This window comes from Microvirga sp. HS2, from assembly GCF_055792805.1.
Map to the genome: position 1 here is coordinate 149,579 of NZ_JBVVAJ010000008.1, position 24,638 is coordinate 174,216.

Annotated in this window: 21 protein-coding genes and 1 other RNA gene; 15 read left to right on the top strand and 7 right to left on the bottom strand. The window is 65.2% G+C overall.

The window, feature by feature from the left end:
- Positions 1-133: 133 nt before the first annotated feature.
- On the bottom strand, positions 134-2,512 hold the full coding sequence (locus ACS5Q0_RS09985) for an ATP-dependent helicase (RefSeq protein WP_473126472.1): 2,379 nt from the start codon (positions 2,510-2,512) through the stop codon (positions 134-136).
- 142 nt (positions 2,513-2,654) lie between these two features.
- On the opposite strand from ACS5Q0_RS09985, the gene ACS5Q0_RS09990 reads away from it, so the two are divergent.
- Positions 2,655-2,930 (top strand): hypothetical protein, encoded by a 276-nt coding sequence (locus ACS5Q0_RS09990; protein ID WP_473126473.1) that lies wholly within the window; start codon positions 2,655-2,657, stop codon positions 2,928-2,930.
- A gap of 155 nt (positions 2,931-3,085) precedes the next feature.
- Positions 3,086-4,144: an acyltransferase family protein gene (locus ACS5Q0_RS09995; RefSeq protein ID WP_473126474.1), complete on the top strand. Its 1,059-nt coding sequence runs from the start codon at positions 3,086-3,088 to the stop codon at positions 4,142-4,144.
- 51 nt (positions 4,145-4,195) lie between these two features.
- On the opposite strand, the gene ACS5Q0_RS10000 is transcribed toward ACS5Q0_RS09995, so the two are convergent.
- Positions 4,196-4,738 carry a thioesterase family protein gene (locus tag ACS5Q0_RS10000; RefSeq protein ID WP_473126475.1) on the bottom strand — a complete coding sequence of 181 codons (543 nt, stop codon included), beginning with the start codon at positions 4,736-4,738 and terminating at the stop codon, positions 4,196-4,198.
- A 182-nt stretch (positions 4,739-4,920) separates the two neighbouring features.
- On the opposite strand from ACS5Q0_RS10000, the gene ACS5Q0_RS10005 reads away from it, so the two are divergent.
- Complete coding sequence (locus ACS5Q0_RS10005; protein ID WP_473126476.1) at positions 4,921-6,336, top strand: FAD-binding oxidoreductase; 1,416 nt, start codon at positions 4,921-4,923, stop codon at positions 6,334-6,336.
- Between the two features lie 82 nt (positions 6,337-6,418).
- Positions 6,419-9,982 carry an AsmA family protein gene (locus ACS5Q0_RS10010; protein WP_473126477.1) on the top strand — a complete coding sequence of 1,188 codons (3,564 nt, stop codon included), beginning with the start codon at positions 6,419-6,421 and terminating at the stop codon, positions 9,980-9,982.
- A 32-nt stretch (positions 9,983-10,014) separates the two neighbouring features.
- Here the strand turns inward: ACS5Q0_RS10010 and ACS5Q0_RS10015 are convergent, their stop codons facing one another.
- The 3 genes from ACS5Q0_RS10015 to fumC are packed head-to-tail and all read right to left on the bottom strand — an operon-like array spanning position 10,015 to position 11,829.
- On the bottom strand, positions 10,015-10,230 hold the full coding sequence (locus ACS5Q0_RS10015) for a ribbon-helix-helix domain-containing protein (RefSeq protein ID WP_473126478.1): 216 nt from the start codon (positions 10,228-10,230) through the stop codon (positions 10,015-10,017).
- Position 10,231: 1 nt separating this feature from the next.
- Complete coding sequence (locus tag ACS5Q0_RS10020) at positions 10,232-10,420, bottom strand: DUF4169 family protein (protein WP_473126479.1); 189 nt, start codon at positions 10,418-10,420, stop codon at positions 10,232-10,234.
- 14 nt (positions 10,421-10,434) lie between these two features.
- Complete coding sequence (gene fumC / locus ACS5Q0_RS10025; protein ID WP_473126480.1) at positions 10,435-11,829, bottom strand: class II fumarate hydratase; 1,395 nt, start codon at positions 11,827-11,829, stop codon at positions 10,435-10,437.
- Between the two features lie 88 nt (positions 11,830-11,917).
- Here fumC and ACS5Q0_RS10030 point away from each other — a divergent pair, with 88 nt between their 5' ends.
- Entirely contained in the window at positions 11,918-13,312 is a 1,395-nt protein-coding gene (locus ACS5Q0_RS10030; RefSeq protein ID WP_473126481.1) for a cytochrome P450, read from the top strand.
- 725 nt (positions 13,313-14,037) lie between these two features.
- On the opposite strand, the gene ACS5Q0_RS10035 is transcribed toward ACS5Q0_RS10030, so the two are convergent.
- A complete protein-coding gene (locus ACS5Q0_RS10035; RefSeq protein ID WP_473126482.1) occupies positions 14,038-14,643 on the bottom strand; it encodes an SspB family protein in 606 nt (201 codons plus the stop codon).
- A gap of 24 nt (positions 14,644-14,667) precedes the next feature.
- Positions 14,668-15,024, bottom strand: a transfer-messenger RNA (tmRNA) gene (gene ssrA / locus ACS5Q0_RS10040).
- A 156-nt stretch (positions 15,025-15,180) separates the two neighbouring features.
- On the opposite strand from ssrA, the gene ACS5Q0_RS10045 reads away from it, so the two are divergent.
- From ACS5Q0_RS10045 to ACS5Q0_RS10090, 10 genes are all read left to right on the top strand, one after another.
- Positions 15,181-15,975: a thymidylate synthase gene (locus ACS5Q0_RS10045; protein ID WP_473126483.1), complete on the top strand. Its 795-nt coding sequence runs from the start codon at positions 15,181-15,183 to the stop codon at positions 15,973-15,975.
- Positions 15,976-15,980: 5 nt separating this feature from the next.
- Complete coding sequence (locus ACS5Q0_RS10050; protein ID WP_473126484.1) at positions 15,981-16,286, top strand: DUF2293 domain-containing protein; 306 nt, start codon at positions 15,981-15,983, stop codon at positions 16,284-16,286.
- 31 nt (positions 16,287-16,317) lie between these two features.
- Positions 16,318-16,800: a GNAT family N-acetyltransferase gene (locus ACS5Q0_RS10055; RefSeq protein WP_473126485.1), complete on the top strand. Its 483-nt coding sequence runs from the start codon at positions 16,318-16,320 to the stop codon at positions 16,798-16,800.
- On the top strand, positions 16,797-17,309 hold the full coding sequence (locus ACS5Q0_RS10060) for a dihydrofolate reductase (protein WP_473126486.1): 513 nt from the start codon (positions 16,797-16,799) through the stop codon (positions 17,307-17,309). The genes ACS5Q0_RS10055 and ACS5Q0_RS10060 overlap by 4 nt, the downstream gene beginning before the upstream one ends.
- A 140-nt stretch (positions 17,310-17,449) precedes the next feature.
- The gene (gene hflK / locus ACS5Q0_RS10065) at positions 17,450-18,610 is read left to right on the top strand and encodes an FtsH protease activity modulator HflK (RefSeq protein WP_473126487.1); all 1,161 of its coding nucleotides are present in this window, start codon (positions 17,450-17,452) and stop codon (positions 18,608-18,610) included.
- The gene (gene hflC / locus ACS5Q0_RS10070) at positions 18,607-19,527 is read left to right on the top strand and encodes a protease modulator HflC (RefSeq protein ID WP_473126488.1); all 921 of its coding nucleotides are present in this window, start codon (positions 18,607-18,609) and stop codon (positions 19,525-19,527) included. The genes hflK and hflC overlap by 4 nt, the downstream gene beginning before the upstream one ends.
- A 6-nt stretch (positions 19,528-19,533) precedes the next feature.
- Positions 19,534-19,725 carry a DUF2065 domain-containing protein gene (locus ACS5Q0_RS10075; RefSeq protein ID WP_473126489.1) on the top strand — a complete coding sequence of 64 codons (192 nt, stop codon included), beginning with the start codon at positions 19,534-19,536 and terminating at the stop codon, positions 19,723-19,725.
- A 263-nt stretch (positions 19,726-19,988) separates the two neighbouring features.
- Positions 19,989-21,464, top strand: coding sequence for a DegQ family serine endoprotease (locus ACS5Q0_RS10080; RefSeq protein WP_473126490.1), 1,476 nt, complete (start codon positions 19,989-19,991; stop codon positions 21,462-21,464).
- Positions 21,465-21,632: 168 nt separating this feature from the next.
- On the top strand, positions 21,633-23,582 hold the full coding sequence (gene acs / locus ACS5Q0_RS10085) for an acetate--CoA ligase (RefSeq protein ID WP_473126491.1): 1,950 nt from the start codon (positions 21,633-21,635) through the stop codon (positions 23,580-23,582).
- 223 nt (positions 23,583-23,805) lie between these two features.
- On the top strand, positions 23,806-24,627 hold the full coding sequence (locus ACS5Q0_RS10090; RefSeq protein ID WP_473126492.1) for an alpha/beta fold hydrolase: 822 nt from the start codon (positions 23,806-23,808) through the stop codon (positions 24,625-24,627).
- Positions 24,628-24,638 lie beyond the last annotated feature (11 nt).

Here is a 24,638-nt window from a genome sequence, read left to right on the forward strand (position 1 = left end):
GTTTCGCGTCAGCGATCCCTCATCGTCATGCCCGGCCTCGTGCCGGGCATCCACGTCTTCAACGCGTTGAGATGCTCAAGGCGTGGGTGGCCGGGTCAAGCCCGGCCATGACGAATGGAGCTTGCTCGGGATACTAACCCAGCGCCTCGACGAAGCTGTCGAGCACCATCTTGCGGCCGGCCTTGTCGAATTCGACGGTGAGCTTGTTGCCGTCCACGGCCTCGACGGTGCCGGGGCCGAATTTTGCGTGCAGGACGCGGCCGCCCACGGAGAAGCCCGAAGCACCGGTGGATTTCGCGACAAGCTCGCCCTCGATCATCATCGGACCGCGACGGTCGCCCGAGCGGCGGCCGGAATAGCCGCCATCTGTGGTGCTCGCGCGATGCGCCTGGGCGCGCTGCCAGCCGGGCGTCTGATAGGACGAGCCGCCGAACGGCTGCATCCGGTCGAAGCGCGAACCGCCGCCGTATCCGCCCCCATAGGAGAAGTTCGCGGGCGCTTCCACGATTTCCACGTTCGCTTCCGGCAGGTCGTCGATGAAACGGCTCGGCACCGTCGAGTTCCACAGGCCATGGATGCGCCGGTTCGAGGCGAAGTAGATCTTCGCATGCCGCTTCGCGCGGGTGAGGCCCACATGGGCCAGGCGGCGCTCTTCCTCCAGACCGGCGCGGCCGCTCTCGTCGAGGGCGCGCTGATTGGGGAAGAGGCCTTCCTCCCATCCGGGCAGGAACACGGTATCGAATTCGAGGCCCTTGGCCGCATGGAGCGTCATCAGGCTCACGCGCTCGGAGGTATCGCTTTCGTTCGCCTCCATGACGAGAGAGACGTGCTCCAGGAAGCTCTGAAGGTCCGGGAATTCCTCCATGGAGCGCACGAGTTCCTTGAGGTTCTCGAGGCGGCCTGCGGCGTCGGCGGATTTCTCCTTCTGCCACATGTCGGTGTAGCCGGATTCCTCCAGCACCGTCTGCGCCACTTCCGATTGGGACATGGTCTCGGACAGCTTCGACCAGCGCGAGAAGGAGATGAGGAGGTCGCGCAGGGTCGCGCGCGGCTTCGGCTTCAGCTCGTCCGTCTCGACGATGAAACGGGCCGCTTCCGTCAGCGGCACGCGCGCGGCGCGCGCATGGTTGTGGAGCACCTGGATCGTCGCGTCGCCCAAGCCGCGCTTCGGCACGTTGACGATGCGCTCGAAGGCCAGATCGTCGGCGGGCTGGTTCACGACGCGCAGGTAAGCCAGAGCATCGCGGATTTCCGCGCGCTCGTAGAAGCGCGGGCCGCCGATAACGCGATAGGGAACGCCGAGCTGCACGAGACGATCTTCGATCTCGCGCATCTGGGCCGAGATGCGCACGAGGATCGCTATTTCCGAAAGCGGATGCTTCTTGGCGTGCAGCGCCTCGATCTCCTCGCCGATGAGGCGCGCTTCGTCCTCCGAATCCCAGGCGCCGGTGATCGTCACCTTCTCGCCGAGCTCGTCCTCGGTGCGCAGGGTCTTGCCCAGCCGTCCCTGATTCTTGGCGATCAGAACGGACGCCGCGGAGAGGATGTGGCCGGTGGAGCGATAGTTGCGCTCGAGGCGGATGACGGTGGCACCCGGGAAGTCGTGCTCGAAGCGCAGGATGTTGTCGACCTCCGCGCCGCGCCAGCCGTAGATCGACTGGTCGTCGTCGCCGACACAGCACAGGTTCTTGCGCTTCTGCGCAAGCAGGCGCAGCCAAAGGTATTGTGCGACGTTGGTGTCCTGATACTCGTCCACCAGCATGTAGCGGAAGCGTTCCTGGTACTGTTCCAGGATATCCGGATGCTCGCGCCACAGGCGCAGGCATTCGAGCAGCAGGTCGCCGAAATCGACGGCGTTGAGAACCTTCAGGCGCTCCTGATACGCGCGGTAGAGGCGTGCGCCCTTGCCATTGGCGAATGCGCCCGCTTCCCCGGCGGCGACCTGATCGTGGCCGAGGCCGCGGTTCTTCCAGCTGTCGATGAGACCGGCGAGCTGGCGCGCAGGCCAGCGCTTCTCGTCGATTCCTTCCGCCTCGATCACCTGTTTCATCAGGCGAAGCTGATCGTCCGTGCCGAGAATGGTGAAGTCCGAACGCAAGCCCACGAGCTCTGCATGGCGGCGCAGGATCTTGGTGCCGATGGAGTGGAAGGTGCCGAGCCACTGCATGCCCTCGGCCACCTCTCCGATGGCGCGGCCGATGCGTTCCCGCATCTCCCGGGCCGCCTTGTTGGTGAAGGTGACCGCCAGGATCTGCGACGGCCACGCTTTGCCGGTGGCGATCAGATGGGCGATGCGGGTGGTGAGCACACGCGTCTTCCCCGTACCAGCTCCCGCGAGCACGAGGACGGGGCCCTCGGTGGCCTCCACGGCCGCCCGCTGCTCGGGGTTCAAGCCGTTCAGATAGGCCATTTGCGGCGCGACCGCCGCGCGGGCACGGGCGCTCAAGGAGCCGGAGGACGGCTGGTGCGCCAGATCGTTCTGGGGATCGGGGCTGTTATCAGGCTGATTCATCGGCGCGACCATGGATCAAAAGGCGAACTGCGTCGAGCCCGGAAATGCCCTTTGGTCCGCGGGTGACCCAAAGCTCGCCGCCGTTGTCGGACTGGGCTCTCATCGCCATATAAGGATCCATGGCTTTTAAAGGAATGTTCCCATGCGTTTCTTCGTCACGGCCGTCCTCTGTTTGGGCGTCGTCCTGCCTCTGGCTGCAGAGGCGCAGACGGCCAGGTTGCCGCGCAAGAGCGTCAACGAACGGCAGGTGGAGGATATCAACCGCAACATTCAGGACGAGCAGCGCCTGAAAAGCCTGCAGCAGCAGAACCAGGTCGAGCACAACCTCTACAGGCAGAATCTCGACCGGGACAGGCTGTTTTCGAGGCCGCCCATCGGGGCAACCTCGTGCCCCCCTGAAGCGGTTCGCTGCTATTAAAGGTCGCCGATCCTGGTTGACCGGCGTTCTCTGAAACGCTGCCCCGTTGCGCATTGAGCCTTCCTGCTCTGCCGGTTGGTCTCGCTCGCCGCCTTGTCATGACAGGCTCCCCTGGTTAAGCACGAGGTTTAGGCGTGTGGGGGCGGGCCCGCAGAATGTCGAAGCTGCTATACATCCAAATTCTCAGGGCCTGCGCAGCTTTGGCGATCACCATCCACCATGCCCAGTTCGATGCGGGTGCGGTGGCCGCACGGCTTGGCCGGTCGTTCCAGCCGCTCGATGGGATTCCCTGGGTCGCCGGGGTCGATGTCTTCTTCGTCATCTCCGGCTTCATCATCGTCTATTCGTCGCAGAAGCTGGTCGGCTCTCCCGGCGCCGCCAGGGTTTTCCTCGCCCGTCGCCTGGGGCGTGTCGTTCCCCTTTACTGGGCCACCACGAGCCTTTACCTCGCCGTCGCCCTTGCGCTGCCCGGGATCCTCAACAGCGAAGTTCTCGAGCCCGGTTTCGTCCTGGCTTCCTATCTGTTCATACCCGTGGAGCGCCCGGACGGAGCGGCCCAGCCGCTTTATTCCCTGGGCTGGACGCTCAATTACGAAATGTATTTCTACGCCCTTTTCGCCCTGACCCTTGTGTGGTCGAAGCGGAAACCGGTCGTGATGCTGATCGGCATCCTGCTCGCCACGGTGGTCATCGGCAGGATCGTCCCGCTCCCGCAGCCCCTGGACTTCTGGACCAAGCCGATCGTCCTGGAATTCGCGTTCGGCATGGCGCTCGCTCTCCTCAAGGCTCAGGGATTCGTTCTTCCGCGCAGCCTGCGTGCCGTTCTCGCGGTCGGCGGGATCGCTTTGCTCCTCGCCGGAGAGAGCTCCCACATGCCGCGACCGTTCGCCTATGGCCTCCCGGCCGCACTTCTCGTCGCCGCTGTGGCCCTCGGCGCCGACCGCGCGAGACCGGAGACGTGGTTCGCCCGCCTGGGGAATTCCTTGGGGGAGGCGTCCTATGCGCTTTACCTCATCCACCCCTTCGTCATTCGGGCCGGGCGGGAAGCCATTCTCCGGACAGGCCTCGGCACCGTGCTTGGGCCGTGGGGCTATATCGCGCTGGTTCTCGCGGGCGCCGTTGCGGCCTCCCTCCTGGTCTTCCGCTGGTACGAGCGCCCCATGACCGAGTGGATTCGCCGGCGGTCGGAGCCGGGACGGCTGAAGCTGGCGTGATCCGAGCGGATCGCGCCGGACGGGCAAACGGGATCTGCGTGTCGAACGGATCTAGTGGCGCGTGCTGGAGGCGAGCAGGGCTTCGTGACGCTCGAGCCGCGTCGGGATGCCGATGATCCGCCCGAGGGATTGCGGCCTGGCGAGCCGCGCGTGAGCCGCCTTCATGACGGCGAGATTGGCGGCGATATCGTCCGGGAAGGATGAGACCTTGCGGGTTTCCATGTCGACGTGAAGGGACAGTCCCTCCATCGTGGCGGCAATCCAGCCTTCTTCCGCATGGCGGATTTCGAGGTAGTAGTGAATCCGCTTCTCGTCGTGATCGATCAGCTGGAGCGTCACGCGAACCCGATCGCGGGCTGTCAGCTCGCGCCTGTAGAGCGTGTGGGTCTCTGCGGCGAAGAAGGACGCGTTGCGTTCCTCCATGTATTCGCGGCCCAGCCCGGCGAGCCCGAAGCCTTCCTCGACGGCCCGGTCGAACAGCACATGGTAATAGGCCATGTTCATATGGCCGTTGTAGTCGATCCAGGCAGGCTCGACCTGCATCGCGGACGAGACGAAGGGTGCGAAGAAGAACACGGGGGTCTTCCTCTCCATGGTCAGCTCTTTGTTTCCGTACGGGTCACGAGCATCGTCCCTTCCTAAGAGTAGGAATGTTAGCACGTATCTTCGAGTCATGCATGGGCTTTTTGGCCCATTTGCCTTCTAGAGTATTGCGTTAGGGCAGGTTTTGTTAGGTATGGATAACGATCATCCCAATCGGAACCGACAGAACCATTATGAACGCTCCCCTCTCGCCCAGCCGCCCCAAACCTTCGGAGGCTACTGTCGCCTCTCTATCGGCCGATCTCTCCAGCCGTTTCGGCGATCGCGTCGTCACTTCCGCCGCTGTGCGGGAGCAGCACGGGCACACGCTCACCTGGGTGAAGAACCAGCCGCCGGACATCGTGGTCTACGCGCAGACCACGGAGGAAGTGGCCGAGATCGTGAAGCTCTGCGCGGCACGGGGCGTGCCAATCATCCCCTTCGGGACGGGCACCTCGCTCGAGGGCCACATCAACGCACCGGACGGGGGCGTCTGCATCGACCTGAGCCTCATGAAGCGCATCATCGCCGTCCATGAGGAGGACCTGGACTGCGTGGTCGAGGCCGGTGTGACCCGCAAGGCCCTGAATGAGTTCCTGCGGGACAAGGGCTTGTTCTTTCCCATCGACCCGGGTGCCGATGCTTCCATCGGCGGCATGGTCGCCACCCGCGCGTCCGGAACCAACGCTGTCCGCTACGGCACGATGAAGGATGCGGTGCTCGCGCTCACGGTCGTGCTGCCGAATGGCGAGATCGTGAAGACCGCGAGCCGCGCCCGGAAAAGCTCGGCAGGTTACGATCTCACCCGTCTGATGATCGGCTCCGAGGGCACGCTCGGCATCATCACCGAGGTTACGCTCAAGCTGCAGGGCATCCCGGAAGCCATCTCGGCCGGGATCTGTCCTTTCCCGACGGTCAAAGCCGCCTGCGACGCGGTGATCATGACGATCCAGTCGGGGATCCCGGTGGCGCGCATCGAGCTCCTCGACGAGGTGCAGGTGAGGGCCGTCAACCTGCACGCGAAACTCTCCCTGCCGGAGAGCCCCCTGCTGCTGCTAGAGTTCCACGGCACCGATGCGGGCGTCCGGGAGCAGGCCGAGCGGTTCGGGGAGATCGCGGCGGAATTCACGGACCAGCCGTTCGAATGGGCCACGAAACCCGAGGAGCGCTCGCGCCTCTGGCAGGCCCGGCACGACGCCTATTGGGCGGCGCGGGGCCTGCGCCCCGGCGCGCAATCGGTGGCGACGGACGTCTGCGTGCCGATCTCGCGCTTGGCCGAATGCGTGGACGCAACGAAGCACGACATCCTGGAGAGCGGCATGATCGCGCCCATCGTCGGGCATGTGGGCGACGGCAATTTCCACGTTCAGCCGCTGGTGAACATGGACGACCCCGCGGAAGTCGCGGCCTGCGAAGCCTTCGTGGATCGCCTGGTGAAGCGGGCCGTCGCCATGGAGGGGACCTGCACCGGCGAGCACGGCGTGGGCCAGAAAAAGATGAAATACCTGGAAATCGAGCATGGAGAAGCCGCGCTCGACCTCATGCGTGTCTTGAAACGGGCCCTGGACCCGCACAACATCATGAATCCGGGTAAGATCGTTGCACTTTGACGGTGGAAGGAGCGCCTGGTGCGCTCCCGATCGCCCGATCGATGGGCTAGAGAGCTAGAGTGAAACGGAGACCAGAACCCTCTTGCGCGATATCCTGACGATCATCGCAGCCATCGTGATCCTGATCCTGGCGGTTGCCGTCGCTGCCCCTCCTTTCATCGACTGGAAGGATTACCGTGACACCGTCGACGGGATGATCTCGCGCGCGTCGGGCACCGAGGCCCGGACCGAAGGGGCCATTTCCATTCGCCTGCTGCCCGCGCCGAAAATCGTTCTCGACCGCTTGCGGCTCGGCGGAAAGACCGCCGATTCCCCAACGCTGACCGCCGACGATGTCCTGGCCGAAATCGCCCTGACGCCGCTCCTCAAGGGCGAGGTCCGCTTCACGGAGACGCGGGTCGGCCGGGCCGATATCCGCGTTCCCGTCTCGGGGAAAGGCGACTGGCGCCTGCCACCCGATCTCGTGTCCGGCAGCGGACGCAGCCGTGAATGGGCCATCGAGAGCCTCGGCATCGGCCAGCTTCTGGTCACCACCCAGGCGCCGGCCACGGGGCATACGAATCAGGCCTTCGCGGAGAACGTCCACATCGAGGGCCAGAAGCTCATCGGTCCCTGGCGGGTCGAGGGCACCACGGCCGGGGTGCCGTTCCGGCTGGCGACCGGCGAACTCGCCGAGGACAAGAGCGTCCAGGTCAAGCTGTCAGGTGGCGGCGACATCTATCCGCGCTTCGACATCGACGCCCGGGTCGCCCTGGGCGATACGGCGTCCGGCAACACTATTCCGGATATCTCCGGCAAGGCCAAGGTCCTGTTCGGCCCCCCGGCGCAGATCGCGGCCGCCGGCATTCCCATCCCCATCGCCGTCGAATCCGATTTCAAAACGGCGAATGGCGCCGTGGCGCTGGAGACCGTCGCTGTCGAAGCTGGCGAGGGCGGCGCGAGCCTGCGCATGACGGGAACGGGCAGCATCGGCATCGCCGATCCCCGCATCGCGCTGAAGCTCGAGGGGCGGCGGCTCGATGCCGACAGTTTCATCCTCTCCTCCAACGGCCAGGATTTCGCCTCCCGTCTCAAGCAATGGTCTCTGCCCCCCATCGCCCTCCCGATCGATCTCGATCTCAAGATCGACAGCATCGGCCTGGGGCAGGAGGACCTGACCAACGCCAATCTCCGCCTGTCGCTGGAGCGCGGAAAGGCACGGCTCGACCGCGTCGAGTTCAATGCGCCGGGCGAAACCCGCGTCGCTGTGGAAGGTCAGCTGGGCCTGACGACCCAGGGCGGCATCCACGGCAAGGTGGCCCTGGCCTCGAACGCCTCGGATCGGCTGGCGCGCTATCTCAACCGCATCAAGATCCGCTCGCCGTTCCTCGATATGCTCGACGGGCGTCCCATCGAAGCGTCCTCGGACGTCGTCTTCAGCAACCCGGTTCTGTCTCTGAGCCGGATGCGGCTGAAGATCGGCGACGCGCTCACCACCGGCAATCTGCGCTACACGGTTCCCGAAGCCGACGAGCGCGGCAAGCTCGAAGCTCAGGTCGCCGTTCAGAACCTCAATCTCGATCAGCTGCCGCAGGTCTCCAGCGTGTTCGAGGCGACCCAGAACCTGGATGTCGGATTCATTCTCGATGCGCGCGGCGTCAGCGCGGGCAAGAGTCCGGCAACGGGCCGCATCGCGGCGCGCATCCTCTCCGACGGCAAGGCTCTGCTGGTCGAGAATCTCGACATCGTCGATCTCGCTGGGGCCAATGCCCGCGTGAGCGGGCGCATTGCGCCTGACGGATCCGGCAGCATCAGCGGCAGGGTCACGGCACAACGCGCGGCTCCCCTGATCGATCTGATCGGCAGCGTGTGGATCGGCGGCGTCTCGAAGCTGGTGCCGTATTTCCTGCGCGAAGGCGCGCTCAACGTGCAGGTGGGAGCCGAGCGCGTGGCTCCGCCTCCAGGCTCCACCGAGCTGCGCCTGCGCACGACGATGAGGGGCACGGCCGCAGGAGGCGCCATCGAGGGCAGCGTGGATGCCGTCGACGGGCGCACCGAGAGCTTGAACCTCGCCCTCACGACCGAGAATACCGGCCGCTGGGTGAACCGCGCCAATATGGCGGGCCTGGATCGTCCATCCAGGATCGAGCTGCGCGGCGCCCGGGTCGGATCCGGCCAGTTCAACGTCGCCGTTTCGGGCAATGTTGCAGGAGCACAGATCACGACCTCGCGGCCTTTCGCCCTGAGCGAAGGCGACGATGTCGTGGACAGCGGCGAAGCGGAGTTCACCACGGCGGACGTGACGCCGTTCATGCTGCTCCTGGGCGACGGCGCGGGCGTGAAGCCGCCAGTGCCGGTCAAGGCACGGGTCACCCTGGGCCGTGCTCGTGATTCGAGTCATCTCGATGTCGCCGGACAGGTGGCGGGCAATGCCGTGCAGGCCAGCCTCAACGTGCGTTCCCGTTCAGAGATCGACGGCGAGGTCTCGCTCGATAAGCTGTCCCTGCCGTGGCTGACGGCGGCCCTTGCGCTGAATGTGCCGGGCGATCCGAACGCCACCGCCATCTGGTCCAATGCCACGTTCGGCCAGAGCGGACGGCTCGTGAGCGGCGGGCAGGTGCTCTTCCGGGTCGGAGCCCTGGACATGGGACGCGGCGTTCAGACGACCCGCGCGAGCTTTACCGTCGAGGCGCAACCGGACGGCATCTCGATCCGCAATCTCGACGCGAGCCTCGGCACGGGGCGCCTGACGGGCTCGACGACCATCACCCGCCAGGGGACGGCGGCCACCGTCGTGGGCGAGGGCGCCCTCGACAGCGTGCCGCTCTGGGCTCTGGGCGCAACGACGCCCATCGAGGCGATCCTGTCGGGCAACCTGAAGTTCGGCACGGCGGGCGAGAGCATGTCGCAGCTGATCTCCGCGCTCGGCGGCGCCGGCGACTGGAAGATCACGAAGCTGCGCGTTCCGTCCGCCGATCCCGCCGTGTTCGACCGTGCACTCAAGCGCGCCTTGGCCGAGAACGAACCTCTCGTCGAAGGGAAGGCCGAAGGCATCATCAATGGGGAGCTAGGCCGCTCCGCGCTTACGGCGCAAACGGTCGCCACATCGGCGGCGCTCGTCGGTGGATCGCTGCGGCTGTCCCCGTTCCTCGTCGATGGCGGGCCGTCCACCTGGCAGGGCGCGGTGACGTTCGATCTCAATACCCTGGAACTCGATGCGCGCGGTTCCCTCGTTGCGAAAACATCGCCCGCCGCATGGACCGGCGCGCCGCCCTCCATCGGCCTGAACTGGCGCGGCCCGCTCGCCAATCCCGTACGGGAGGTGGATGCAGGCCCGTTCCGCAATGGGCTTGCCGCCATCGTCCTCAAGCGGGAACTCGAAAAGATCGAGGCCTTCGAGCGGGCGGCCGCCGAGCGTCAGCGCCAGATCCAGGCGCAGCAGGAGGCGGAGCGGCAACGGGCAAAGGCTGCCGCCGAAGAGGCGGCTCGCCAGGCTCAGGCGCAGGCGGAGGCCGAGAAAGCGCGCCGGGACGCGGAGCGCCTTCAGCTGGAGCAACGGCAGCAACCGGAGGATGGAACGCCTGCGCCCCGGACCTCGCTGCCGCCGCTGAATTCTCCTGTCGAGCTGAGTGCCCCACCGCCCGTCTACGGCAGTCCCGAGCGGTAAAGGCGCTTCCACCGCTTGCTGGGAACGCGGCGTCAGCGGTTGCGCAGGTCCATCAGCACGAACACGCGAATGGCGGATGAAAGGTTTTGCTCTCCGCGTTCGGCGTCGATGCGCCCGATCAGGGCCTGGATGGAGAGTTTCTCGCGCTCGGCGATTTCCCGCAGGACCTGCCAGAACGGCTCTTCGAGCGAAATGCTGGTCCGGTGACCGGCAATCGAGACCGAGCGCTTGACGATGCCGGCGGCCATTTCAGGGCGTCTCGGGCTCGTCGCGCTTGTGAGAGTCGATCCGACGCTGCGCCAGCTCGCGCTCGGCCCTGGTCAGTTCCTTCTCCGCCTTGGTGCGGCCGAAGGTGACGCGGTTCTGTTCGGCGCGGGCCTCTTTCTCGGCCCGCGCCTTCTGCTTGCGCGCCTGGCGCAGATTGATGATCTCAGCCATGGCGCGATTGTATCTTATTCGCCCGGCTGAAGCATCGTCTCGGGACGGACGACGGCTTCGAAATCCGCCTCGGAGACGCCCGCCTTGAGGGCTTCTTCCTTCAGCGTCGTGCCGTTCTTGTGCGCGGACTTGGCGATCGCCGCGGCCTTGTCGTAGCCGATGCTCGGCGCCAGAGCCGTCACGAGCATGAGGGAGCGCCCCAGCAGCTCCTTGAGGCGGTCCTCGTTGGCCTCGATCCCCACGACGCAGTTGTCGGTGAAGCTGATCGCACCGTCGGCGAGCAGACGGATCGATTGCAGCACGACATTCGCCATCACTGGCTTGAACACGTTGAGCTCGAAATGGCCCTGGCTGCCCGCGAAGGTGACGGTGGTCTGGTTGCCTGCCACCTGGCAGCACAGCATCGTCATGGCCTCGGCCTGCGTCGGGTTCACCTTGCCTGGCATGATCGACGAGCCGGGCTCGTTCTCGGGCAGCGAGATCTCGCCGATGCCCGAGCGCGGGCCGGAGCCCATGAGGCGGATGTCGTTGGCGATCTTGAACAGGCCGGCGGCGAGGCTCGACAATGCGCCATGGGTGTAGACCAGGGCGTCATGGGCGGCGAGAGCCTCGAACTTGTTGGTGGCCGAGGTGAAGGGCAGGGCGGTCAGCTCGACCACCTTGGCGGCGAAGCGATCCGCGAATTCGGGATGGGCGTTGAGGCCCGTGCCGACGGCGGTGCCGCCCTGTGCCAGCGCATAGATGCCGGGCAGCGTCTGTTCGATGCGGGCGATGCCGAGACGCACCTGCGCCGCATAGCCGGAGAATTCCTGGCCGAGCGTGACCGGCGTCGCGTCCTGGAGGTGCGTGCGGCCGATCTTCACGAGGTCCTTGAAGGCTTCCGCCTTGGCTTCGAGGGCCTTGAGCAGATGCTTGAGGGCGGGGATGAGGCGGTCGTGGATCTCGCGCGCCACGGCGATGTGCATGGCGGTGGGGAATGAGTCGTTCGACGACTGGCCCATGTTCACGTGATCGTTGGGGTGAACCGGCTTCTTGCTGCCGCGCTCGCCGCCGAGGCGCTCGATGGCGAGGTTCGAGAGCACCTCGTTCATGTTCATGTTGGACTGGGTGCCCGAACCCGTCTGATAGACCACGAGCGGGAATTCGTCGTCGTACTTGCCCTGCACCACGTCCGCAGCGGCCGCAGCGATGGCGTCGGCGAGGCGGGGATCCAGCTTGCCGAGGTCCTTGTTCACGAGGGCCGCGGCCTGCTTGACGATGGCCAGCGCGTGGACGAGGGGGAGCGGCATGCGGTCCGTGCCGATCCGGAAGTTCTGGAGGGAACGCTGCGTCTGAGCGCCCCAGAGCTTGTCGGCGGGAACTTCGATGGGGCCGAAGGTATCTGTTTCGATGCGGGTTGCGGGCGACATCCTGACCTCTTTCGATGGAGTTGGGTGTTCTTATCTCAAACTGACGCTCTCGCAACATCGAACGCACATACAGGGCTTGCAAATTCCGATGACCGACATGCTCGACGCTCCCCATTTCCGCCCTCCGGCGCCCAAACCGCTCCAGGAGGCGCCGGGGCTGCTCTCGTTTCTCTGGGCCGTGCGTCGAAATCCGCTGACGACATGGACCGAGCGCCATTTCGAGGAGCGGATCATCTCCGGCAGCGGCGCGCTCGGGCGCATCACCGTGGTGAACGATCCGGATGTCATCCGCCACATCCTCGTCGACAACGCCGCCAACTACCGGAAGGACGATCTGCAGCTGCGGGTTCTGGCTCCCGGGCTCGGGCGGGGCCTGCTGACGGCCGAAGGGGAGGAGTGGAAGCTCCAGCGCCGCACCATCGCTCCCCTGTTTCCGCCGCGCGTCGTGGCCGGGTTTTTCCCCGCCATGGTCGAATCGGCGGAGCGCCTCGTGCGCCGCTGGCAGCGGCGGCCCGACGGGAGGGAGGTCGATATCTCCCTCGAAATGACCCGCGTGACCCTCGACGTGCTGGAGCGGACGATCTTCTCGAAGGGCGTGGCGCGGGATCCGGATGCCCTGGGGCGCGCCATCACCCGCTATTTCGAGGGCCTGGGCCGGATCGATCCCGTGGACATCTTCGGCCTGCCGGACTGGGTGCCGCGCATCGGGCGCTGGCGCGCCCGGCCCGCCATCCGCTTCTTCGAGGAGCTCGTGAATGAACTCATCCAGAGCCGGAAGGCCCTGCTCGAACGGGGCGAGCCCGCTCCCCGCGATCTCCTGACCCTGCTTCTCGAAGCCGCCGACCCGGAAACCGGCAAGGGGCTCAGCGACCTGGAGGTGAGCGCCAATATCGTGACCTTCATCGGCGCGGGCCATGAGACGACGGCCAATGCCCTGGCCTGGTCGATCTATCTGATTTCGCAGGACGAGCGCGTCCGCCGCCGGATCGAGCGGGAGGTGGATGAGGTTCTGGGGAAGGGCCCGATCGAGCCTCGGCACCTGGACAGGCTCGTCTATACGCGCGCGGTGCTGGACGAAGCGATGCGCCTTTATCCGCCCGCGCCCTTCCTGAGCCGCGCGGCCATCGAGGACGACCGGATCGGCGACCTCACGATCCCTGCCGGGACGGTGGTGACGATCGCCCCTTACGTGCTTCACCGCCATCGGACCCTCTGGGAAGAGCCCGACGCCTTCCGGCCCGAGCGGTTCCTGCCCGAGGAGAAGGCCAAGATCGACCGTTTCGCCTATCTCCCCTTCGGAGCGGGCCCGCGGGTCTGCATCGGGGCGGCCTTCGCCCTGCAGGAAGCCGTGATCGTTCTCGCCACCATCGTGAAGGCGGTGCGGCTGGACCTTAGGGAAGGGCACCAGGTCACGCCCCTGCACCGCATCACGCTGCGACCGCACGGGGGCCTTCCGATGCGTCTGACGCATCGCTTGCCGTGAGCGATGGGGCGCGTGGCAGGCGTGGGCATGATGCAAGATGAGCGGAGCTGTCAAAGAGCGCAGGGCATGGAGGATCGGCCTCGGAGCGGATTGGCACCGAGGGGGAGCAGTCGAGGGGTCGCGCGAGGAGCGGTCCGGCTCGATGGAGAATGGTGATGGCTTTGGAACCCGACGGCTCCTCGCGCACGGTTCTTTTAGGCGGACTGTCGGCGCAGGCTCCGGGATGCCGTTGGCGAGCGCGCCTGCCGTTGCGCCCTGCGACGCGCCGGAGCAGGCGGGCGGCTGTGCATGCCCGGACCCCTGGGCCGAGCCAGGGCCTCCCGTCAGCTCAGGCTGCGTGGCCTGGAGCGCGGGACCGTGCCCCGGCTCCACAACCTGCGACGCCTCGCGAGCGCGCCCCTCGGTGAGCCGGGACAGGTCACGATATAGCTTAGCTTGCCGAGCCTGTCAAGAACAAAAGTGGAACATGCCACCTCGTCCCCATGCGACCACCCTCCCCGTCATCCCCGGCCTTGAGCCGGGGATCCACGTCTTTACGCCGTGGCGGGTCCCAAGACGGGGATGGCCGGGACAAGCCCGGCCATGACGAGAGAAGGCCATGACGGGAGGAAAACGACGGGACGGGCACGACGGCGGATCATGACGATGTGAGGACCACGACAAGCAAACGCCACGGCCGGGAAGGCCGTGGCGGAACCAGTGGACTGGGAAGAAAAGGGGAGGTGTCAGTTCTTCTTGCGGAAGGCGTCGAGGCTCACGACCTCGGCGCTGCCGGCGGCATCGGCGGCTTCCGGCTTCGGTGCGGGGGGCGCTTCGCCCGGGGACTGCTCGGCCTTGGCCGGAGCCTTCTCGGGAGCGGGCTTCTTGTCCGCCGCGGGGCCAGGCTTGCGGGACTGCTTCAGCTCCACGGGCTCGGATCCGCGAATCGGCTGCGGCGCGGGCGGGGCTTCGGCGACCTCTTCCTCCTCGTCGTCCTGGCCGTCGAATTTGAGGCCGAACTGGACGGACGGATCGAAGAAGCCGGTGAGCGCATCGAAGGGGATGAGCAGCCGCTCGGGAACGCCGGAGAAGGAGAGCCCCACCTCGAAGGTGTGCTCCGTGACGTTCAGGTCCCAGAACTGATGCTGGAGGACAATGGTCATCTCCTGAGGATATTTTTCGCGCAGCCGGTTCGAGAGCCGGACGCCCGGATAATCCGTCTGGAAGGAGATGTAGAAATGGTGCTCGCCAGGAAGGCCATCCTTGCCGGCATCGATCAGCACTTTCCGCACGACGCCCTTCAGCGCGTCCTGCACCAGAAGATCGTAGCGGATCAGGTCTTTGCCGGCCATACGCGGTCCCTATCGAGAAACAGAAGTGGAGGCTTCTGTTGCCAGGTGCCTCCGAACCCCGCCTAACGGTGCTACCCGCCAGGGCTTTGAGTCGGCTTTAGGGACTGCTTACGCAGCCACTGCAACCGGAGCATAGTTGTCGTTGGCAACTATTGAAGCGGCCCGATATCGGCGGAACCATGCCGAGCGAAAGTCTACCCTTTACGCCCTCGTCGATCCTATTTCGCCCCCGCCGAAACCCAAGCTCGGCCTGGGTTTTGGTGGAGGCGCCGGGTACCGCCCCCGGGTCCGATGGGTTTATTCCGATAGCCGTTTATCGCCATAGCCGGTCTCGCGACCAGCATCCCCAATATAGGGAGGCCGGATCGAATTTGAAAGAGCGGGGATGGCGTTGAAATGAGACTTCGGCGGGTGTTGCAGACGTGCAGCGCCAGGCTGGCTCCGCGCGGCTTCCGGATCCATATGATTCACATAAAACGAGAACTCATGACTCGGAGGCGGGCGGTTCCTATCCTATGATGAGCCGAGGAGCACCCAATGCAAGCCTATCACGATCTTCTTCGCCGCATCATGGACGAGGGCGTCCGCAAGGACGACCGCACGGGAACCGGGACGATTTCCGTCTTCGGGCACCAGATGCGCTTCGATCTGAGCCAGGGCTTCCCGCTCGTCACGACGAAGAAGCTGCATCTCCGCTCGATCATTCACGAGTTGCTCTGGTTCCTGAAGGGCGACACCAACATCCGCTACCTGCAGGAGAACGGCGTCACGATCTGGGACGAGTGGGCCGACGAGAACGGCGACCTCGGCCCGGTCTACGGAAAGCAGTGGCGCTCCTGGGCGAAGCCGGACGGCGGCACGGTCGATCAGATCCAGTGGGTGCTCGACGAGATCCGCCGCAATCCCGATTCTCGCCGCCTCATCGTCTCGGCCTGGAACCCGGCTGAGCTGGACAAGATGGCGCTCGCGCCCTGCCATTGCCTGTTCCAGTTCTACGTGGCGGAAGGAAGACTCTCCTGCCAGCTCTATCAGCGTTCGGCGGACGTCTTCCTCGGCGTGCCGTTCAACATCGCGTCCTATGCGCTGCTCACGCACATGATGGCGCAGGCCACGGGCCTTCAGCCGGGCGATTTCGTGCATTCCTTCGGCGATGCGCATCTCTATCTGAACCATCTGGAGCAGGCGCGCCTGCAGCTCTCGCGCGAGCCGCGCGCCCTGCCGAAGCTGCGGCTCAATCCCACCGTGCGATCGCTGTTCGATTTCACCTTCGATGACATCGCCATCGAGGAGTACGATCCCTATCCCGCCATCAAGGCTCCCGTCGCGGTCTGATTTCCATGAACAGGCGCGAGTTCATTGAAAGCGCCGTCCGGGTTCTTGCTCCGCGGATCCCGAAGCATGAATTCGAGTCCGTGACGGATCACGCCCTCGGCAGCAGGGGCCTTCACACGGCCTCGCCCGAAACCGCGGCCTGGCTCTCCATCACGTCCTATATCCGTCACCGCCTGACGGATTACGACAATCTGCTTGATGAGGGCTACGACGTGGAAAGCGCCCGCTTCTTCGTGCTCGACGACATGAACGCCATTCTGGAAGAATGGGGTTCGCCGCGCCGCGTCGCGGCCGAGGACGAAGCGGATTGACGATGCAGTTTTCAAGAAACAGAACGGACCGATGGCACTGACGATCCGCAAAGCCGAAGAGCGCGACACGGCGCTCGTCTACTCCTTCATTCGCGACCTCGCCGAATACGAGCGTCTCGCGCATGAGGTCGACGCCACCGAGGCCGATATCGCGAAGGCGCTCTTCGGGCCCGATCCGCGCGCCTTCGCCGATATCGCCGAGTGGGAGGGACGCCCCGCGGGCTTTGCCCTGTGGTTCTACAATTTCTCCACCTTCCGGGGACGCCACGGGATCTACCTGGAGGATCTCTTCGTGCGGCCCGAGTTCCGCTCCAAGGGCATCGGTAAGGCCCTGCTCAAGCACCTCGCGCACCGCTGCGTGACGGAGGGGCTGGCGCGGCTCGAATGGTGGGTGCTCGACTGGAACGAGCCCGCGCTGAACTTCTACCGCGCCATCGGGGCCGTTCCGATGGACGAATGGACCGTGCAGCGCGTCACCGGCGAGGCGCTGACAAGACTGGCGGCGGCAGAATGACGTTTCCTCTCATCCTTGTGGTCGCCGTCGCCGAGAACGGCGTGATCGGTCGCGACAACCAGCTTCTCTGGCGCCTCCGGACGGATCTCAGGCGTTTCCGCGATCTGACGATGGGCAAGCCCATGATCATGGGCCGCAAGACCTATCAATCCATCGGCAAGCCCCTGCCGGGGCGGGAGACCATCGTGCTGACGCGCGACAGCGGCTTCTCCGCGCCCGGCATCCATGTCGCTCACACGTGGGACGCGGCTGTGGCGAAGGGGGAGGCGCTCGCCGGGGCCATGGGCGCCGATGCGGTCGCGGTGGTCGGCGGAGCCGAGATCTACAAGCTCGCCCTGCCGCACGTGCGGACGATTTACCTTACGGAGGTCGCAGCCACCCCTGCAGGAGACGCCTTCTTCCCGCCGGTCGATCGCACACGCTTTCGTGAAGTGGCGCGGATCTCGCATCCCAAAAGCCCCGATGACGAGCACCCGTTTACCTTTATTGACCTGGAAAGGCGTCCCTGACCGACGCCAAGGTTGACGAACGCCTCTAGAAACCCCAATTCGCAGGCTTGACAGGCGGAAGAGGGAAAACCCAAAACCCGTCTATATAGTTTCCCTTCGGCTTTCCCGGCCGGTCTTTTCAGAGTGAGGAAAGGCGTCCTATGCCTTGGAGTAACCAAAGCGGCGGCGGTGGCCCCTGGGGGCAGCGCGGCGGATCAGGCGGCGGCAAGAGCCCATGGGGCTCCGGCGGGCCGCAGGGCAACGGCAATCCCCCCGACCTGGAGGATATTCTGCGCCGCAGCCAGGACCGCCTCAGGGATTTCATCCCCGGCGGCTCCATGGGCGGCAAGGGCCTCGTCCTTCTCGTTCTGGCCGTCATCGCCATCTGGCTCCTGACCGGCTTCTACACGGTGCGGCCCAACGAGGTCGGCATCAACATGATCTTCGGGAAGTACAGCAGCACCAGCGGCGAGGGCTTGCGGTACAATTATCCCTATCCGATCGGCCGGGTGATCAAGCCGAACGTGACGGCGCAGCAGCGGGTCGAGGTCGGCTACCGCTCCACGGCGACGGGCCAGGGACGCGCCCGCGACGTGATCGAGGAAAGCCTGATGCTTACCGGCGACGAGAACATCGTCGACATCGATTTCGATGCGGTCTGGCAGATCAATCCCGCCCGTCCGCAGGATTACGTTTTCAACCTGCAGAATCCCGACGGCACCATCAAGTCCGTGGCCGAAAGCGCCATGCGTGAGGTGATCGGCCGCCGCAACATCCAGGCTATCCTCACCACCGAGCAGGCGAGCGTCGCCCAGGAAGTGCGTCAGATCATGCAGGAGGCCCTCGACGCCTATGGCGCGGGCGTGCTCATCAACGTGGTCCAGCTTCAGGCTGTGCGTCCACCGTCGGAAGTCCAGCAGGCCTTCTTCGACGTGAACGCCGCGCAGCAGGACGCGGTGCGCGTGCAGAACGAAGCGTCGGCTTATGCCAGCCGCATCGTTCCCGAGGCGCGCGGTGAGGCGTCCCGCACGGTCCAGCAGGCGGAAGCCTACCGCGAGCAATCCGTGGCCGACGCCACCGGTCAGGCCGCGCGTTTCCGCCAGGTTTATGAAGAGTACCGCAAGGCCCCCGACGTGAGCCGCGAGCGTATTTTCCTCGAAACCATGGAGCGCGTCTTCGGCAGCGTGGATAAGATCATCGTCGATCAGAAAGGGCAGGGGGTCGTGCCTTTCCTGCCGCTCAACCAGGTGCCACAATCCCAGAACAACGCCACCGGCAATCAGGGCGGCAACCAAGGCAGCAATCAGGGGACCACGCGATGAATAACTCCGTCCTTCGCACAGGTCTGCTGATCCTTCTGGCCGTGGCGGCGATCGTCCTCTACAGCTCGACCTTCATCGTCCAGCAGACGCAATATGCGCTCGTGCTGCGCTTCGGCGCGGTGCAGTCCGCGATCTCGGAGCCGGGCCTGAAGTTCAAGATGCCGCTGGTCGACAATGTGACCTATTTCGAGAAGCGGGTTCTCGATCTCGATCTGCCGGTGCAGACGCTGCTCTCTGCCGACCGGCAGAACCTGGAGGTCGACGCCTTCACCCGCTACCGGATCGTCGATCCGCTGCGCTTCTACCAGGCGGTCGGCAATATCCCGCTCGCCAATCAGCGCCTGCAGAGCTTCACCAACTCGGTCATGCGCAACATCCTCGCCAGCGCCTCGCGCGACGCCATCGTGCGCACCGAGCGCCCGCAGCTGATGGATCGCATTCAGGAGGAGGTCAACAAGCAGGCCTCCAGCCTCGGCATCGAGATGATCGACGTGCGGCTCACCCGGGTCGACCTGCCCAACGCCAACAGCCAGGCGGTTTACCAGCGCATGCGCACCGAGCGTGAGCGTGAGGCGGCCGATCTTCGCGCGAACGGCAACCAGCAGGCGCAGACCATCCGCGCCCGCGCCGAGCGCGAGGCGACGGTCATTCGCGCCGAGGCGAACCAGAAGGCCGAAGAACTGCGCGGTGAGGGCGACGCCGATCGCAACCGCATTCTGGCCGAGGCCTTTGGCCAGGATCCCGAGTTCTTCTCTTTCTACCGCTCCATGCAGGCTTATGAGGCGGGTCTGAAGGGGAGCGGCACCCGCATGGTTCTGAGCCCCGACTCGGAGTTCTTCCGCTACTTCAACGGGCCTGTCCGGTCCAATGGTGGCGCTCCCGCAACCCCGGCCCCTCAGCCGGCTCCCGCACAGTAAGAGCTGATGTTGGATTTGATTGCAGCCCTCGGCCTCGCTCTCGCGGTCGAGGGCATTTTGTTTGCGGCCTTCCCCGACGGCATGCGTCGCGCCATGTATGAGGCCGCGCATAGCCCGAGCGAGCGGATGCGTCTCGTCGGGATCGTTTCGGCGTTCATCGGCCTCGCCATCATCTGGCTCGTGCGATGGTTCGGCTAGAGCATTTTCCGGCGAAGTGGATCCAGTTCACCGCCATGAAATGCGGCAGAACAAAGAAAAGGGCTGTTTCCACGCAAGGGGAAACGGCTCCGGGCCGAGGGCCCAGCTTCCGCCGCATTCGCGGCTTGAATGGCGGCCTGGAACGACAATCTATTATGACATTCTCCAAGAGAGGGTTCTCGATGTCTCAAGCCACGAAAGCGCTGGCGCTCTCCGCAACAGCGCGGGACCCAAAAGTGGATTCCACTTTTGGGGGAAATCCGATGCCTGTACCGTCCCGGCGTCCCCTGCGCCGTCTGGCCGCATCCTTCGTCGCGGTCATGACGTTCGTCGCGGTCGCGATGCCGCTTCCCTCCCACGCGCGCTCGGCTCCGGAATCCTTCGCGGATCTGGCCGCTGACGTCACCGGGGCCGTGGTCAACATCTCGGCTTCGACCACCGTCGAGGCCCGGAACCGCACCCTGCCTCAACTGCCGCCCGGAACCCCGTTCGAGGACCTGTTCGAGGAGTTCTTCAACCGGCGCGGCCAGGGCAACGGCGACAACACGCCTCCGCGTCCGCGCAGCTCGAACTCGCTGGGCTCGGGCTTCGTGATCGACCCGTCGGGCATCGTGGTCACCAACAATCACGTGATCGGCGACGCCAACGACATCAGCGTCATCTTCTCCGACGGCACGCGCCTCAAGGCGGAGATCGTGGGCAAGGACTCGAAGGTGGATCTCGCGGTGCTGCGCGTGAAGCCCGACAAGCCCCTCAAGGCCGTGAAGTTCGGTGATTCCGAAGCCCTTCGCCCGGGCGACTGGGTCATGGCCATCGGCAATCCGTTCGGCCTCGGCGGCTCCGTGACGGCGGGCATCGTGTCGGCCCGCGGCCGCAACATCGAGTCCGGCCCCTACGACAACTACATCCAGACCGATGCGGCCATCAACAAGGGCAATTCCGGCGGTCCGCTGTTCAACATGAACGGCGAGGTCATCGGCATCAACACGGCCATCCTGTCGCCCACCGGCGGCTCTGTCGGCATCGGCTTCGCCGTCCCCGCCTCGACGGCGGCGCCCGTGATCGAGCAGCTGCGCCAGTTCGGCGAGACCCGCCGCGGCTGGCTCGGCGTTCGCATCCAGAACGTGGACGATGCCACGGCGGAAGCCCTGAGCCTCGGCAGCGCCCGCGGCGCCCTGATCGCAGGCGTCGACGACAAGGGCCCCGCCAAGCCGGCCGGGCTTGAGGTGGGTGACGTGATCGTCAAGTTCGACGGCAAGGACGTGAAGGATTCCCGCGACCTGCCGCGGATCGTGGCGTCCACGCCCGTGGGCAAGGAGGTCGACGTGGCGATCGTCCGCAAGGGCCAGGAGATGACCAAGAAGGTGACCCTGGGCCGCCTCGAGGACGGTGAGAAGCAGGCGAGCGTGCAGCAGCCCTCCGGTGAAGCCCCGACCGTCACCCGTCAGGCGCTCGGCCTGAGCATGTCCGGCATGACCGATGAACTGCGCCGCCGCTACAGCCTGAAGGACGACCTGAAGGGTGTCGTGATCACCCGGGTCGATCCCAATTCTTCGGCCTCCGACAAGCGGATCCAGGCCGGCGAGGTGATCGTGGAGGTCAATCAGGAGCCGGTGTCGAACCCGGCTGACGTGACCAAGAAGATCGACGATCTCAAGTCGCAGGGACGGAAATCCGCCCTTCTCCTGGTCTCGAACGCGCAGGGCGAGGTGCGCTTCGTGGCCCTGTCGATCGAGTAAATCACTGACCATGTTTGGAAAAGGCGGCTTCGGCCGCCTTTTCTTTGAACTGCCTGTTCTTAATAAAGAACGTTTTGGTTGACATAGCGTCCTTATCGGAGGCATCTGGGCTCATCTTCCATCATCGCGAGCCTCCGCCACGGCTCGCGGCTTCAGCGACGACGTCCGATGACCCAGACTATTGTTCCCGTCCCCGCCAGCCTCCAGGCATCCGCTCATATCGACGCGGAAGGCTACGAGCGGCTCTACCGGCGATCCATCGACGACCCGGAGGGATTCTGGCGCGAGCAGGCGCGGATCCTCGACTGGATGCAGCCGTTCACGCGGGTCAAATCCACGCGCTACTCGCCCGAGGACGTCACCATCGAATGGTTCGCCGACGGGCGGCTGAACGCGTCCTACAACTGCCTGGATCGGCATGCCGAGGCTCGCGGGAGCGACGCGGCGATCTTGTGGGAAGGCGATACGCCCGGCGAGACGAAACGGATCACCTGGAGCGAACTGCACCGGGAGGTGTCCCGGCTCGCCAATGCGCTGAAAGAACTCGGCGTGAAGAAGGGCGATTTCGTCAGCATTTATCTGCCGGTCATTCACCAATCGATCGCCGCGATGCTCGCCTGCGCGCGCATCGGCGCGGTTCATTCGGTGGTGTTCAGCGGCTTCTCGTCGGAGGCGCTCGCGGGGCGCATCGAGGACTGCCGGTCACGGGTTCTGATCACCGCCGACGAGGGCATGCGCGGCGGAAAATCCGTGCCGCTGAAGAAGAATGCGGATGCGGCCCTGGAGAAGCTTCCCTTCGTCGAGCATGTGCTGGTGGTTCGCCGCACGGGGCGCGACGTTCCAATGAAGATCGGGCGTGACCGCTGGTACGACGAGGCCTTGGCCGAAGTGCCGGAGGTCTGCGCGCCCGTCGAGGTCGGCGCGGAAGACCCTCTCTTCGTGCTCTATACGTCAGGCTCCACGGGCAAGCCGAAAGGCATGCTGCACACCACGGGTGGTTATCTCGTCCACGCGGCCGCGAGCTTCAAGGCCATGTTCGATTATCACCCCGGCGACATCCACTTCTGCACGGCGGATGTGGGCTGGGTGACGGCGCACACCTATCTGATCTACGGCCCGCTCGCCAACGGCGCGACCATCATGCTGTTCGAGGGCGTGCCCACCTGGCCCGATGCATCGCGATGGTGGCAGATCGTCGAGCACTACAAGGTCAACATTTTCTACACCGCGCCGACGGCGATCCGCTCGCTCATGCGCGAAGGCGAGGGGCCGGTGCGCAAGCACGATCTCTCGTCGCTGAAGATCATGGGCTCCGTGGGCGAACCCATCAATCCCGAGGCGTGGCTCTGGTATCACGAGGTCATCGGCGGCGGACGCTGCCCCATCATCGATACCTATTGGCAGACGGAAACGGGCGCGGTTCTCCTGTGCCCGCTGCCGGGAGTGATGGCGCTGAAGCCGGGCTCTGCGACCAGGCCGTTCTTCGGCGTGCGTCCCGCACTGCTCTCCAGCGACGGCTCGATCATCGACGGGGAGGGTGCGGGCAGCCTGTGCTTTGCCGATTCCTGGCCGGGGCAGGCGCGCACGATCCTGGGCGACCAGGAGCGGTTCCTGAAGACCTATTTCAGCGCCTATCCCGGCTTCTACTTCACAGGCGACGGCGCGCGCCGCGATGCGGATGGCGATTACTGGATCACGGGGCGTCTGGACGATGTCATCAACGTCTCCGGCCATCGGCTCGGAACGGTGGAGGTCGAGGCGGCCCTGGCCTCGCATCCGTCGGTGGCCGAGGCCGCCGTCGTGGGCGTGCCGCACGAGATCAAGGGGCAGGGCATCTTCGCGTTCGTAACCCTGAAGGACGGCGTCGGCGAGAGCGCGGAGCTGCAGCGTGAGCTCATTCAGGTCGTGCGCACCCGCATCGGCCCCATCGCCACGCCGGATCGGATCGAGTGGGCCGCGCAACTGCCGAAGAACCGTTCGGGCAAGATCCTGCGGCGCATCCTCACGCGCATCGCCGCGGGCGACTTCGAGAACCACGGCGACACGACCACCGTGGCGGATCCGACGATCGTGGCCGACATCGTGCGGCGGATTCAGGCTCAGGCGCAAGGCGTTTAAAGCACCACGCCTTTGTCACAATGATCGTATCTCATCGAGGCGCAATCCCGCCGGAGGGCCAGCCCAGATGGCGCCACCGGCCATTCCGATCTCCAGCCTTGTCCCGTTTCGGTATCCCGTAGCCAGTTCGATGAAATCACAATGAGGCCACCGCCGCCGGCTATGGCAGCCGGGCGCGCGAATGATCGGCCCATTTCCCGCGAGGGGCATCAGGAGCAGCGCAATGAGCACGGTCACGACCAGTGACGGCACGCAAATCTTCTATAAGGACTGGGGAACGGGTCAGCCGATCGTCTTTTCCCACGGGTGGCCGCTGAGCGCGGATGCCTGGGATGCGCAGATGCTCTTCTTCGGGGAGCAAGGCTATCGCGTCGTCGCGCACGACCGGCGCGGGCACGGACGTTCGACCCAAACCTGGACCGGCAACGACATGGACACCTATGCGGACGACCTCGCCGCGGTGATCGAACATCTCGATCTGCAGGACGCCGTTCTCGTCGGGCATTCGACGGGTGGGGGCGAGGTCACCCGCTATCTCGGGCGCCATGGGACAGGAAGGGTGGCCAAGGCCGTGCTGGTGGGGGCGATCCCGCCGCTCATGCTCAAGACGGATGCAAATCCCAACGGGACGCCGCTGGAGGTCTTCGACGATATTCGAAGGAACACGTATCTGAACCGGCCCCAGTTCTTCTACGATCTCACGATGCCGTTCTATGGCTTCAACCGCGAGAGGGCGACGGTTCACGAAGGCCTGCGCATGGCGTTCTGGCTGCAGGGAATGCAGGCCGGGATCAAGTCGGCCTATGACTGCATCAGGCAGTTTTCCGAGACCGACCTCACGCAAGATCTGAAGGCAATCGACGTGCCGACCTTGATCATTCACGGCGACGACGACCAGATCGTGCCGATCGCTGCATCGGCCATGCTTTCGTCCAAGCTCGTTCCGAACGCGACGCTGAAGGTCTATCCGGGCGGAGCCCACGGTTTGGCGCAGATCCAGGTCGAGCAGTTCAACGGCGATCTGCTCGCCTTCATTCGGGAGTGATCGGATCCGTT